This is a genomic window from Nitrosomonas sp. (genome assembly GCF_024282095.1).
GTDB lineage: Bacteria > Pseudomonadota > Gammaproteobacteria > Burkholderiales > Nitrosomonadaceae > Nitrosomonas.
Genome location: NZ_JAMWZS010000009.1, coordinates 46,274 through 59,194, shown reverse-complemented (window position 1 = coordinate 59,194; position 12,921 = coordinate 46,274). Strand labels below are relative to the sequence as shown.

At 46.1% G+C, this 12,921-nt stretch carries 13 protein-coding genes and 1 pseudogene; 10 read left to right on the top strand and 4 right to left on the bottom strand.

Translation table 11 applies throughout. The annotated features are described in order from the left end of the window. Positions 1–33: 33 nt before the first annotated feature. Positions 34–1,281, bottom strand: coding sequence for a diguanylate cyclase (locus Q0K92_RS04400; RefSeq protein ID WP_297324589.1), 1,248 nt, complete (start codon positions 1,279–1,281; stop codon positions 34–36). Positions 1,282–1,687: 406 nt separating this feature from the next. Here Q0K92_RS04400 and Q0K92_RS04395 point away from each other — a divergent pair, with 406 nt between their 5' ends. The 5 genes from Q0K92_RS04395 to metW all read left to right on the top strand — a co-directional run bounded on the left by Q0K92_RS04395 (position 1,688) and on the right by metW (position 5,939). Beyond that, the gene (locus tag Q0K92_RS04395) at positions 1,688–2,074 is read left to right on the top strand and encodes a PTS fructose transporter subunit IIA (RefSeq protein ID WP_297324588.1); all 387 of its coding nucleotides are present in this window, start codon (positions 1,688–1,690) and stop codon (positions 2,072–2,074) included. A gap of 14 nt (positions 2,075–2,088) precedes the next feature. Further along, on the top strand, positions 2,089–2,358 hold the full coding sequence (locus tag Q0K92_RS04390; RefSeq protein ID WP_297324587.1) for an HPr family phosphocarrier protein: 270 nt from the start codon (positions 2,089–2,091) through the stop codon (positions 2,356–2,358). Continuing rightward, on the top strand, positions 2,355–4,082 hold the full coding sequence (gene ptsP / locus Q0K92_RS04385) for a phosphoenolpyruvate--protein phosphotransferase (RefSeq protein WP_297324586.1): 1,728 nt from the start codon (positions 2,355–2,357) through the stop codon (positions 4,080–4,082). Before Q0K92_RS04390 ends, ptsP begins: the two co-directional genes overlap by 4 nt. 94 nt (positions 4,083–4,176) lie before the next feature. Beyond that, positions 4,177–5,304, top strand: coding sequence for a homoserine O-acetyltransferase (locus tag Q0K92_RS04380; protein WP_297324585.1), 1,128 nt, complete (start codon positions 4,177–4,179; stop codon positions 5,302–5,304). Between the two features lie 20 nt (positions 5,305–5,324). Further along, positions 5,325–5,939, top strand: coding sequence for a methionine biosynthesis protein MetW (gene metW / locus Q0K92_RS04375; protein ID WP_297324584.1), 615 nt, complete (start codon positions 5,325–5,327; stop codon positions 5,937–5,939). Positions 5,940–6,070: 131 nt separating this feature from the next. Here metW and Q0K92_RS04370 read toward each other — a convergent pair whose 3' ends face one another. Next, on the bottom strand, positions 6,071–7,549 hold the full coding sequence (locus Q0K92_RS04370) for an alginate export family protein (protein ID WP_297324583.1): 1,479 nt from the start codon (positions 7,547–7,549) through the stop codon (positions 6,071–6,073). A gap of 207 nt (positions 7,550–7,756) precedes the next feature. On the opposite strand from Q0K92_RS04370, the gene Q0K92_RS04365 reads away from it, so the two are divergent. Further along, entirely contained in the window at positions 7,757–7,915 is a 159-nt protein-coding gene (locus Q0K92_RS04365; RefSeq protein ID WP_297324582.1) for a hypothetical protein, read from the top strand. Positions 7,916–8,160: 245 nt separating this feature from the next. Here the strand turns inward: Q0K92_RS04365 and Q0K92_RS04360 are convergent, their stop codons facing one another. Together Q0K92_RS04360 and Q0K92_RS04355 are read right to left on the bottom strand one after the other, a co-directional pair. Continuing rightward, a complete protein-coding gene (locus Q0K92_RS04360; RefSeq protein ID WP_297324581.1) occupies positions 8,161–8,490 on the bottom strand; it encodes a transcriptional regulator in 330 nt (109 codons plus the stop codon). Positions 8,491–8,743: 253 nt separating this feature from the next. After that, positions 8,744–9,640 (bottom strand): sodium-dependent bicarbonate transport family permease, encoded by an 897-nt coding sequence (locus tag Q0K92_RS04355; protein ID WP_297324580.1) that lies wholly within the window; start codon positions 9,638–9,640, stop codon positions 8,744–8,746. A gap of 281 nt (positions 9,641–9,921) precedes the next feature. On the opposite strand from Q0K92_RS04355, the pseudogene Q0K92_RS04350 reads away from it, so the two are divergent. The 4 genes and pseudogenes from Q0K92_RS04350 (at position 9,922) to Q0K92_RS04335 (ending at position 12,830) form a co-directional block, all read left to right on the top strand. Further along, positions 9,922–11,004 (top strand): annotated as a pseudogene (locus Q0K92_RS04350) (IS3 family transposase). A 763-nt stretch (positions 11,005–11,767) separates the two neighbouring features. Then, positions 11,768–11,914: a PAS domain S-box protein gene (locus tag Q0K92_RS04345; RefSeq protein ID WP_297324579.1), complete on the top strand. Its 147-nt coding sequence runs from the start codon at positions 11,768–11,770 to the stop codon at positions 11,912–11,914. A gap of 381 nt (positions 11,915–12,295) precedes the next feature. Beyond that, positions 12,296–12,640, top strand: a complete 345-nt coding sequence (locus Q0K92_RS04340) for a hypothetical protein (RefSeq protein ID WP_297324578.1) — start codon at positions 12,296–12,298, stop codon at positions 12,638–12,640. Beyond that, on the top strand, positions 12,603–12,830 hold the full coding sequence (locus Q0K92_RS04335; protein ID WP_297324577.1) for a hypothetical protein: 228 nt from the start codon (positions 12,603–12,605) through the stop codon (positions 12,828–12,830). Before Q0K92_RS04340 ends, Q0K92_RS04335 begins: the two co-directional genes overlap by 38 nt. The last annotated feature ends 91 nt before the right edge of the window (positions 12,831–12,921 follow it).

Below are 12,921 nucleotides of genomic sequence, written 5' to 3'. Positions count from 1 at the left end.
CTTAACAGGCTTCTAGGAATTTCTCTCAATGAGTTATCCGGAATTTTTGTGGTCGGCGGGATCTTCTTTATTATCGATATGAGCCAGCTCCACTCGATTTCTACCTTTGTGTTTGGCTTGATAAAGCGCTTCATCCGCTTTTTGCAAGAGTAGATGCTCATCCAATGTGTCCTGCTCAGTGCTGATTGCCACACCCAGGCTAATCGTGACAGGGATCAGCATTTGATTGGCGCTGATTGCTTGGCAAGCTACCGCATTACGGAATCTTTCGGCGGCCTTTAACGCGCCCTCCTGGTCATAGGGTGAGACGATGGCCAGGAACTCTTCACCACCATAGCGTCCGATGTATTCATGCGAGCGGGCTGAATTAGTCAGGCGTTCCGCAATTTCACATAGCACCGCGTCGCCGGTGAGATGACCGCAGCTATCATTGATTGCTTTGAAGTGATCAATATCAATCATGATAATCGCGATTTGGAGCCCGCCGCGTTTGGCGCGCAGGATTTGTTTATGCAGAATATCGAATATGGCCGGTCGGTTGAATAAGCCGGTCAACGCATCGTGCGTGACGCGCTGTTCTAATGATTTTTTTTGCGCAATGAGCTGCTTATTCAGTTTCACGCCCTTGTATAACTGAGTTTTCTCAATGATTAAAGCCAGATGACTCGCGATTTGCAGCGATAAATCCTTGTGCAACTTTTTGTAGATATTTTTCTTGCGGCAGGAGAATACAACAAATCCAATCGATTTGCCGGTAGCGATCAAAGGGCAGACCAGGCAGGAGTGAATACCTTCTTTAAAAGCCGCTTGAGCCAGATCGGATTCTGAGAGCTCTTCCAAATATGTGCTTAAATCATCAATAATCAGCATTTCATGAGTATCGAGGAGTTTCTGCACACTACTATCCGTCATGGGTAGAGAATAACCGGTGTTCAATTCAAGCGCGTTGTAATTGGCGCGCACCCAATGCAATTTGAGCTTGCTTTTATCATGTTCGAATAAGACCAAGCTCATCCGGTCATAAGGTAGATGATTCTGAAAGGATTCATAAATATGGTTTAGTACATCAATCAGGCGCAGATTGAAATTGCACTCAACCATGATCTTGTAAAGAGACTGGCTTTTATCGAATTGCTTCTGCAGATGGGATGATAATTTTTTGAGTGACTTGCCCAGATGACCAATGTCATCGTCCCCGGTGGGAATGTCTGATGTGAAATCCCCGCGCGCCATCGCTTCGGCAGCTTTGCGCAAGGCGAGGATTCGATCATTCTTTTTCATTTGCTTATTCTATCGACTGCAATAATCATGTGGTTGGGTCACTGAATATTCATAGAACACTCTCTAGCAGGTTGTTGAAAAACTATCTGCGTTGTCGCTACGGTGTTAAGAATAGGCTAAAAATGCTCATTGATTACGCATAAACTGCGCTTTTTCGCCTGTTTCTGCCTTGAATCGGCTACCTTGAAAACGTTTTTCAACAGCCTGTTAGCATTGTGACTGAATTGCAGATTATTAATTCAAAAAATTGCCGGGGATTCACTGTGCAGTTTGTCGGTTAAATATAGGCGACGCAGCAATTTTTAATATTTTCATGTTTATACATAGCAACTCAACGCTATTTAAGTAGCGTCAATGCTAAAATTCTTACATTGATTCTTCAAAAACAGGGTAGGACAAAAATAATATGATTGGAATTCTAGTTCTCACACATGAAGATTTAGGCGATCATTTGATTCGCTGTGCGACGCATGTGGTAGGTACAGAACCACCGCAATTGATGCATTTGAGTGTTTTTCCACAGGATGATCCGGATGAAGTGTTATCCAACGCACATGCATTGATCAAGCAATTGGATAGCGGCGATGGCGTGTTGGTACTCAGTGATATATGTGGCGCAACGCCCTGTAACATTGCCAGCCGATTGGTACAGCCTGGTAAAGTGGAATGTGTGGCAGGTGTTAATTTACCGATGTTGGTGCGCGCACTGACCTATCGGAATGAACCGCTGTCGGTTGTAATCGAAAAAGGACTCAGTGGTGGCCAAAATGGCGTGGTGCATATCAATGGTTAATGTGGAATTCTGTCATGCAAATTAAAGAAGTGGAAATTGTCAACAAACTAGGACTGCATGCGCGTGCATCCGCAAAGCTGACTAAGCTGGCGAGTCAATTCAAATGTGAAGTCTGGGTGACACGCAATTCCCGTCGGGTCAATGCGAAAAGCATCATGGGTGTTATGACGCTGGCAGCCAATAAAGGCTCACGCATACAGATCGAAACGATTGGTGATGACGAAAATGAAGCGCTGGCGGCATTGGTTGCATTAGTTGAAGATTATTTTGGTGAAGGCGAATGAGCTTTATTCTGCAGGGTATTGGGGTATCTGAAGGCATTGCCATAGGGCGCGCTCATCTGGCCGCGCCTGCCGCATTGGAGGTGATGCATTATCTGATTCCCAAGAATCAGGCGGATAAGGAGATTGCGCGCCTGGACAGCGCTTTTTCCGTGGTGCGCAAAGAGTTTGAGGCATTGCAGAAATCTGTGGTCGATGGTCATGCACGCGCTGAGTTCAGTGCATTCCTGGATTTGCATCTGATGATTCTGGATGATCCGACCCTGTCGGAAGCCGCCCGCAGCATGATTGCGCAGACGCATTGCAATGCTGAATGGGCGTTGGCGCAACAGATGCAAGTATTATTGGCACAGTTTGAAGAAATTGAAGATGCCTATTTGCGCGAACGTAAGGCCGATGTGGTGCAAGTGGTTGAACGCGTGCTCAAGGCCATGCTGGGACATCCCGGTTATTTGCCCATTGCATCGAAACATACCGGCGACAGCATTCTGATTGCGCATGATCTGAGTCCTGCCGATGTGATGCAATACAAACAGCATCAATTTATCGCTTTTCTGACCGATCTGGGCAGCCAAACTTCGCACACGGCCATTGTTGCGCGCAGCCTCAATATTCCTTCGATCGTGGCGCTGCATCACGCGCATCAGCTCATTCTGGAAGATGATTGTCTGATTGTTGATGGCAATCAGGGTATTATCATCGTCAATCCGGACAAATACGTGCTGGATGAATATCGCTTGCGGCAAGGCCAGCTGGAGCTGGAGAAAAAGAAGCTAAAGCGCATTAAAAGCGTTGCTGCAATGACATTGGATGGTACGCCGATTGATTTATATGCCAATATCGAGTTGCCGGAAGATATCGAGCAAGTCAAAGAAAGCGGTGCCACGGGCATTGGCCTGTTTCGCAGCGAGTTTTTGTTCATGAACCGCGATGATCTGCCCGGTGAAGATGAGCAATTTGAAGCATATCGCACGGTTGCGGTCAAAATGCATAAACAGCCGGTTACCATCCGTACATTTGATCTGGGCGCCGACAAGAATCTTAGAGGCGCCGTGCAAGTTGCGGCAAATCCGGCGCTGGGGCTGCGTGCGATTCGCTGGAGCCTGGCGGAACCCAAGATGTTTCATACGCAACTGCGCGCTATCTTGCGTGCTTCCAAGTACGGTGATGTGCGTATTTTGATACCCATGCTGTCGAATGTGGCGGAAATTGATCAAACACTGCATCTCATTGACTATGCAAAAAAGACGTTGCGCGATGAGAAGATTCATTTTGACGAGCATATCAAGGTAGGCGGTATGATTGAGATTCCAGCGGCCGCGCTGAGTCTGGATGTTTTCATGCGCAAACTGGATTTTCTCTCCATCGGCACCAATGACTTGATTCAATATACCCTGGCAGTTGACCGGATTGATGATACCGTGGCGCATCTTTATGATCCGTTTCATCCGGCCATCATATGGCTGGTTTCGCACATCATTCAGAGCGCCAATCGTGCCAAAGTGCCGGTATCGCTTTGCGGTGAAATGGCAGGTGACAAGCAGTTTACGCGCTTGCTGCTGGGTTTGGGGCTGCAGCAATTTTCCATGTACCCGGCTCAGCTGCTGACTGTTAAAAACCAGGTGCTAAAAAGCCACTTGCCAGATATTATTCCGCTGGTCCATAAGATCATCAAAACGGATCACCCGGAAAAAATGCTTGCATTGCTGGCCAAATTGAATGACTAGTTGTTTTTCAACGGTCTGCTAGTGCGTGGCGGTTCTTTGGCGATATAATCGTCAACACAAATTGACCGTTTCTTCGGATTATTTTTATATATACATGCAAGATTCAAAATCAGTGGGTGTTGTAACCCCTCAGTACGTGCAGATCGATAAGCCGTTGCAGTTGAAAAGCGGATTGGTGCTCGATAGTTATCACCTGGTGTATGAAACTTATGGACAGTTGAATGCGGCACGATCCAATGCGGTATTGATTTGTCATGCACTTTCAGGCAATCACCATGTGGCCGGTGTTTATGCCGAAACAGAAAAGAGCCACGGCTGGTGGGATAACATGGTGGGGCCTGGCAAACCGATAGATACCACGCGCTTCTTTGTCATTGGCGTAAATAATCTGGGCGGATGTCACGGCTCTACCGGCCCCGCCAGTATCGACACCAAAACCGGCAAGCACTACGGTGCCAGCTTTCCGGTAGTCACCGTGGAGGATTGGGTGGAAACCCAGGCACAGTTGGCGGAGCATTTAGGGATTGAGCAATTTGCAGCGGTGGTGGGTGGCAGTCTTGGCGGTATGCAAGCGATGCAATGGACGCTGGATTATCCGGAAAAAGTGCGGCACGCACTGGTAGTTGCAGCCGCTGCCAAATTGACCGCACAAAATATCGCGTTTAATGACGTTGCCCGCCAGGCGATCATGACCGACCAGGAATTTTACGGCGGCAATTATTATGCCTATGACACTTTGCCGAGACGCGGCTTGCGGCTGGCGCGTATGCTGGGGCATATCACTTATCTTTCCGACGACTCGATGGCGGCGAAATTCGGGCGCAATCTGCGTAAAAGCGAACTGTCTTTCGGTTTCGACGTGGAATTTGAAATTGAATCGTATCTACGCTATCAAGGTGACAAATTTGCAGATTTGTTCGATGCCAATACCTATTTGCTGATGACCAAGGCGTTGGATTACTTTAATCCCGCCGATGCATATGACGGCGATCTAAGCGCAGCCTTCCAAGTTGCTAAGGCGAATTACCTGATTTTATCGTTTACGTCGGATTGGCGTTTCTCGCCGGAACGCTCGCGGGAAATTGTCAAAGCATTGCTGGACAATAAAATTAACGTGAGCTATGCGGAAATCACTTCCAGCCATGGCCATGATTCGTTTTTAATGGAAACGCCGTATTACCATCAACTGGTGCGGGCGTATATGGATAATATTTCTACCTAAGTTGAGCCTATTAATTGACCATGAATGATACAACAGTGCCATCACCCATCGCATTACGCCCGGATTTTGAGGCCATTGCCGAATGGATTAAACCCGGCGCAAAAATACTCGACTTAGGCTGTGGCGATGGTTCATTGCTGCGTTATTTGCGTGATACGCGCAATGTCTTCGGCTATGGCGTTGAAATTGATGATGACAAACTGCTCAAATGCTTCGCTAACGGTATCAACGTCATTCAAAATGATTTAGAGTCGGGATTGTCCAGCTTTGCATCGGATTCGTTCGATTATGTCATTCTATCCCAGACGCTCCAGGCCATGCGGCACACCGAGGGTATCGTTCAGGAAATGCTGCGGGTCGGCAAGGAAGGCATCGTTTCATTTCCCAATTTTGGCTACTGGAAAAACCGTATGCAGGTTATTTCCGGTCATATGCCTATTTCAAAGGAACTGCCTTATCACTGGTACGACACACCCAATATTCATCTCTGTACGCTGGGTGATTTTGAAGCGCTGTGCCAGCAATGTAATGCACGTATCCTGGAGCGCCGGGTGATGAACAATAATTGCCCCGTCCATTTTTTGCCGAATCTGATGGGCGTGCTGGCATTTTATCGGTTTGAACGGCGCGTATGAAAGATCGTCCATTTGTATCATAGGAATCTTTGGAATCATCGATAATTACGCGCCATGTTCAAGTTTCTGCATGTATTTCAAGAGCGGCTAATTATATACTTTTAGATTTATATTATTCTTACTTCAAGAAGCTAGAATTTAAAGGTAGCCATCGTATATCCATAGTTAGTGTCAACGGAAAGGCCTTGTGCAACTTTATCAAAGTAAGATCCTTTGAATATGTGGCTATAACCAATATCGAAGCTCACACGTTTTAAGTAACTCCATTGCGGATCCCATCCTAAGCTGACATCCAGCATATTACCCAAGAAACTGCCGGCTCGGCCGGTTGGGTCTTGCAAGCCGCTACCGACATACGCGCCATTTTTATCGGCTAACCAGTAGGCACGGTGAGCCAGCATCAACCGTACGGTAGGTGTTGGTACAAGCGTTGCACGAAAACCGACGGGGGAAAAAAGATTGGATGGGAAAAAGGGGCCGAACATCCCCGTCGGACCATACTCGACGCGGCGCTTTGCATACAAAATATCAAAATTCTTATCGGGATCGCGACTTCCTGATGAAAAATCGAACAAGTAAACAGCTCTGAGCGGCATTGGCGTATTGAAACTATATCCTACCTCGCCGTGATGGCGATGGGCGAACAGGCTTTTATCCCGGGTATCGCCAAACTGATACATGGATTCAATCTCATAATCCATGCTGCCTTTTGTAGGCTTGGCGAACAATCTGAAACCGGTGGTTGATAAATTTCGTTGTTTAAGAGAATTGTTTTCGTTCAACTGGAAAAAATAACCATCGAAGTTAATCCAGCGCAAGTCGCGGTTGGTGATATACGCGCCTGAGAAATAAGATTCGGGAGTGTTCCAATTCAACGATGTCGTCTCCCGTTGCACCGGCCGTGAACCAAACACGCGCAAACTCCATTTTTGATCCGTATTGCCGAGCATGAAGTGCAAGCCGTCGAATGCGGGCGATAAGGTTCCCCAGCGATGGCCGCCTACCAGGCGGGATTCACCCAAATCCATCATGAAACGACCTACTTCGAATTTCCCCGCATAGCCCGTACCTAGAAAATTTTTGTCGTGCAAACCAAGGTGCATTTGGGTAAAGTCAAAATGATCGGCTATATTCGGGTTATGATCTTGCCCGAAGTTGGCCAGCGGAGCACGGATATCTGTCAGTTCAAGCGTGAACTTGAGGGGATCAATGATATTCTTAATTTCCATCAAGAATCGAGTGCGTTGATGAATCTGGTCATTGAACCCTGGAATACTTTTGGTGAAGCCGTGATCGTATACATCGTAACGGGTACGATGTTCGATCGCTACATTAAGCCAATCCGGCGCCATGGCTGCAAGTGGCGTTTTATGTTGTTCCATTAATGTAGTTAGGCTATCAAAGTCAAACCGTGTGTGCCCTACAGTTTCCTGAGCACTGAATGGAGTGCCGTTGGGTGCGGTGTTGTTTTTGAAGATAATGGATGGCTTCTCGGTTGTTTTTTTCTTCGGATCGTCTTCTCCGGCAGCGAATAGATGCTTACTCCACAAGAAACATCCAATGATGAGAAAGACTACCCAGCAGGTAATTTGCATATTCTTCCAAGTCATATTTTTATACTCCTTTCTTTAAATCAGCTGTGCTCAGGTAAAAACCCAATTTAATTTGTTAGCTTTTTTAAATATTACTTGGGAGTGGCAAGTGGTAAAATCCGTGCAAGCACCTAAGCGCAAACCCTTATATTGCGAAAAAAACAACTAAGAACAGCACAATGTTTGTTCGAATGCTTACTACAGGTTTAGGGTTACAAGGATCGTATGTCTAGTGCAACGTTTTATACTGGATTGGGACAACAAGCCCCACACATCAACGACACAAGTTTTTATCCTGCCGGGATTCTTGGCCAGTGGAACTGGCAGTTTGACTGGAGCCATGAATATGTCATATTGGATAGTGCTGCAATCGGTGAGAATTAGGCTGAACGTACTGTGCGTGGATTGACGCACTGCTCAAATAGGAGTGTTTAGATACTGATTGGCAACCTAATCGGCTGGATTGTTGCGATTCCTTCTTCGCTGCTTCCATAAACGCTTGTGCTCTGTAATGCAGGAACCATTTTTATTTTCAATCAAGCTGAATGCTGAGCCCCGGCTGATATCAGCCGAGGCTCAGTTTGGCTCCTTAGTTTGATTGCTTCTGGATCGTTCTGCATTCGTTCAGTTCAATATGAAACCGTGGGTCCCAGAACCCAATGACATTCGGAAACCAAGCACATGCCGCCGAGATCTTTTAACTCGGGGTGAAGTAGCATGATGATTTTTTCCGCTTGATTTTCTTCGCAGGCGAGTACCATGACGGCATTGGGTTGCTGCAAAACGTAGTCATCTGGATTGCGTTCGCCGGTTGATCCAAGGCCGCCTGCCCCTTTGATGACTGTGTAGCCGCGCACATTGGCATCCCGAAACAATTTGATCAGAGTGTCTAGTGACTCTTCGTTAACGACGATCTCGATCCGTATCATTTTTTTTAATATTTCTGGTCCTAATGCCATGATTTTCCTCCAAAAGATAGTTATGTGATAGTCAAGATTTGAACACTCCGGTAAATAAGTACTGGAGGTTATCTTGAGGAATTTCAATAAGTAATGCATTCAAATGAGTCAGGTTCTTACCCTGTGTTGCCATCCTGGACACTTGGCGGCAGCGCTTTTTTACGACGCCACCGCCTGATAACTTACAGCATGACATTAATGGATAAGTATTAGGCGATACCAAACCTGCTCCATAGTAGCCGGTGAATGCCAATTACCACGGATAATAAGTTTCATGTAAGTACTGGGCAATTGCATAATAGGTGGGAATACCAACCACCACGTTAAACGGGAAAGTAACTCCGAGCGATAAAGTCAGATAGAACGATGGATTGGCCTCAGGGATTGCAAGGCGCATCGCCGGTGGAACCGCGATGTAGGAGCAACTGGCTGCAAGTACTGTTACCAACGTGATACCTCCCACCGAATAGCCCAGGAGGAAGTGACCTACAAATAGCCCACATATCGCGCCAATTATGGGCATGGCGATGCCAAAACTGACCAAGAAAAGACCCACAGATTTGAACTCCGACAGCCTTTTGCCGGCCTCCATCCCCATATCGCACAGGAAGATACATAAAGCACCCATGAAGATGAGTTCAAAGAAAGGTTCAATTTTCTTGTAACTGACGTCTGAAACAACCCAACCAATTGCCATGGAGCCGAACAATAATAAGATACTGCCATTGGTAAAGGCGTCGATCATCAGATGCTTCATCATCCCTTTGTCCATTTTGGACGCTCCGCCCATGATTCTTCGGGAATAACCGGCAAGCACCAAGCCGATCATGATTGCAGGTGATTCCATGATCGCCAGCATGATGACGGGATAAGCCTCATACGTTACGCCGATACCTCCCAGGAACGCTACCGCCGTCATATAGGTCCCTGCGCTCACCGAACCATAGTGCGCAGAAATGGCAGCAGCATTGAGAGGATCTATTTTTCCGAGTGCTGGCAAGATGATATAAGCAACGATAGGCAAGCCACAGCCAAACGCAAGTGCTGCCCATACAGCAGGAATAGCAGATGCCATGTCTGATCCGGCAAGTGCCTTGCCACCATGAAGCCCGATACCGATCAGCAAATAGATCACGATCATCTTATGCATATCGGGGGGAATTTCAGATCCGATTTGATGAGACAGGCAAACATACCCAATGCGAAGAACAGTATCGCCGGTACGAGAAGACTGGACAATGACATGGTTACGCTCCTCTTATAATAAAGTTAGTGATTGGGATTGTTCGCGCTGAAGTTCATTGGGAGTTTGAAGTGGTACCGCAAAACTGTACAGGTTGATACATCTTCAGCGAATATGGACAATCCGAGGATCATAATCATGAGCATATACGCGCACAATAGTCCAGTGAATTCAAGGCGAAAAAAGCGCTGGCGGCGATATGGGAGATGAAACCATTGCGCAACTGGCACACGTTATGGAATACATCCCACGCAGATCAATAGCTGGAAACGGCAACTCATAGAACAAGCGGCCGAGTTGTTTTCCAAGAACAACAGTGCTGGCAAAGCAAGCGGACAAACCACAGACGATTTACATCGTGTCATAGGGCAACTGACGGAGAACGCGATTTTTTAGCCAGAAAGCTCGATCATTAAGCACAACGGAACGCAAGATGATGATTGAGCTTAACGACAAACCAAGTCGTGTTCGCCAATGCCACTTACTAGGTTTGGCGCGCTCGACATATTATTATCAGCCACAACCAGCTACTGACGCGGAACTGACTTTGCTACGAAAAATGGATGAGCAATACCTAAAAACACCGCAATATGGATCACGCAGCTACGCCACGTGGTTTTTGCGTCAGGGAATACTGATCGGTCGCAAGAAAGCAGCATCCATGATGAAGACTCTGGGCATTATCAGCACCGCGCCCAAACCGGGAACCAGTATTCCAGCCAAACAACACAAAATATATCCTTATCTGCTCAAAGGTAAGGTAATCAATCGACCCAATCAAGTCTGGGCTGCTGATATTACCTATGTACCGATGGAGAAAGGCTTTGGCTATTTGGTTGCCATCATGGACTGGCATTCCCGTAAAGTACTGAGCTGGCGCTTATCCAACACGATGAATGCGGATTTCTGCGTTCAGGCATTGGAGGATGCTATTCAAGATCACGGCTGTCCGCAGATATTCAATACCGATCAGGGTGCTCAATTCACCAGCGAAGCATGGATTGCTGTTTTGAGAAATCACGATGTTCAGGTCAGCATGGATGGAAAGGGTTGTTATCAGGATAATATTTTTGTTGAACGGCTATGGCGTACAGTAAAGTATGAGTTCTTATACACCAGGGCATTTAGTGACTTAAAGGAGGTAAGGAAAAGTTTGACTCAGTGGTTTGACTGGTACAATCAGGAACGTTTTCATCAAAGCTCTCGATAACCAAACTCCCAATGAGGTTTACTATCAATTTCAAGCAATTCATCAGGCCGCCGTAGCTTGATTAACTACCCATGGCAGAGCTTAATTCTACTTTCAGGTTGTACAGTTGTAGGGGGACCACTTCAGTTTTCTCTGTTGTCGGTTGGTTCTTCGATACATCTTCAGCGAATATTGTGTTCGGCAGCATCGATAGGAAGTCAGAATATATCCGCAGGGCTAGTGTATTTTTATTCATTTAATTTTCTCCAAAACTGTTAAAAGTTTTAACGTAGCGAAAACAACACATCAAAGGGCATAAGTAGTTAATAGATATATAAAATTATGATGTCGAAGATTGGTCTGAAGCCTTTATTGATAGGTGCTGTCAACGGAATTTCGCAAAATAACAATAAGAAAATTACTGGTCATTTGCTGTAACTGTGAAAGTTATTCCTATGTTTTTCTTGGTCATAATTTCTTATCTTTTGCTAAATATGAGGCAGATGACCACACGTAGATAATTTCCCGATATATCCATATCATTGAAAAAGCCGTCCCGAAGAACCTAAGCGATATCAATAACCTAAGAAAGTGACTGGCAAATCTGTATCATATTTCCTACCTTTGCAAATCCTACACAAGAGAAATAACAAGCGGCAAAATCCGCGCTGTAGCACGTAAGGGTAAACCCTTATGTGTCAAATATTTATAGAGAAGAATTGGTTTTTGTTGGTAAAGCTTTTTAAATCTTCTTTATGAAATGCTGAAGAGCAGGGATATAACTTTGATAGAAGTGCTGAAAAATTTAGGTTTTCAAACGCTGTTTGATGCGAGCAGCCGATGCAATGCTATTGACTGAAGATTCTGGCCACATTGTGTTGGTTAACCCAGTGGCGCAAAAATTGTTTGGCTATACCGAAGATGAACTCAGTGGATTGGCGGTTGAAATACTGATTGTGCCGGTATCGGGAAACAGATCGATATCGTCATGAGCTGTTCTTCGAACCGATCAAGCACTCTGTGAGCGTTAGCAACGAATTTGTCGCACAAGGCCGAGACCACAAAGAGATGCTGTTAGATGTTAGCCTCAGCCCGATAGAAGCTCAGCAACAGCTTTATATCTTTGATTACATTCAATGTTGCTGAGCCGGCGTTCTTAGGCCAGGAGCACTGCGCAGCCAGTGAGGAGCGATTGCGTTTAGCGAAACAAGCAGCGGGTTTAGGTATTTTGACTGCGACCTGAAACGCAATATCGTTTATTGGGATAATCAGATGCGCAAATTATGGGGTGAACATTTGGGTGAAACCGTCAGTTATGAGGAATTCGTGAGGATACACCGGAAGATCGCAGGCGCGACAGTCCGCTATCGATCATGCGACTGAATCCCGCTGGTGATGGCGAATTCAAAGCGGAATATCGTGTTGTTAAATTCGGCCAATGGTATTACACGTTGGATATCCTGCAAGGGGGCGGGTGTATTTTTGACAACGGGCAACCGGATCGGCTGGTAGGCGTTACACGGGATGTGACAGAACAGAAGAATCTACAGAAAAAGCTGCAAGCACAACGCGACGAAACGGAAAATATTTTTAAACAGCAGGTGGCAGCGCTCACGGCTTCGGCGATTGCTCATGAACTTAATCAGCCACTTACAGCAATTTCCGCTTATGGGGAAAGTGGTGTTGCACGAATTAGGCAACGATGTTTTAAACTCTGATAATTTAAAACGCGCACTTGAAGGTTGCGTAGAACAAGCGCAACGTGCTGGTCATAGCCTGCACGAGTTGCTGGCTTTCCTGCAGGAAGGCGAATTGGTAACCGAGCGATCAAATCTGAATGATATTATCAATGACGCGCTAAACATTATTGGTAATGATGGTCATGGGTACTTTCTATCCAGTGCTTGATTTGCAGCAGAATCTTCCTGCTGTTCAATGTAATTGCACGCAGATACAGAAAGTTTTTTCCGGTCAATCTATTTAGAAATGCGATTGAAGC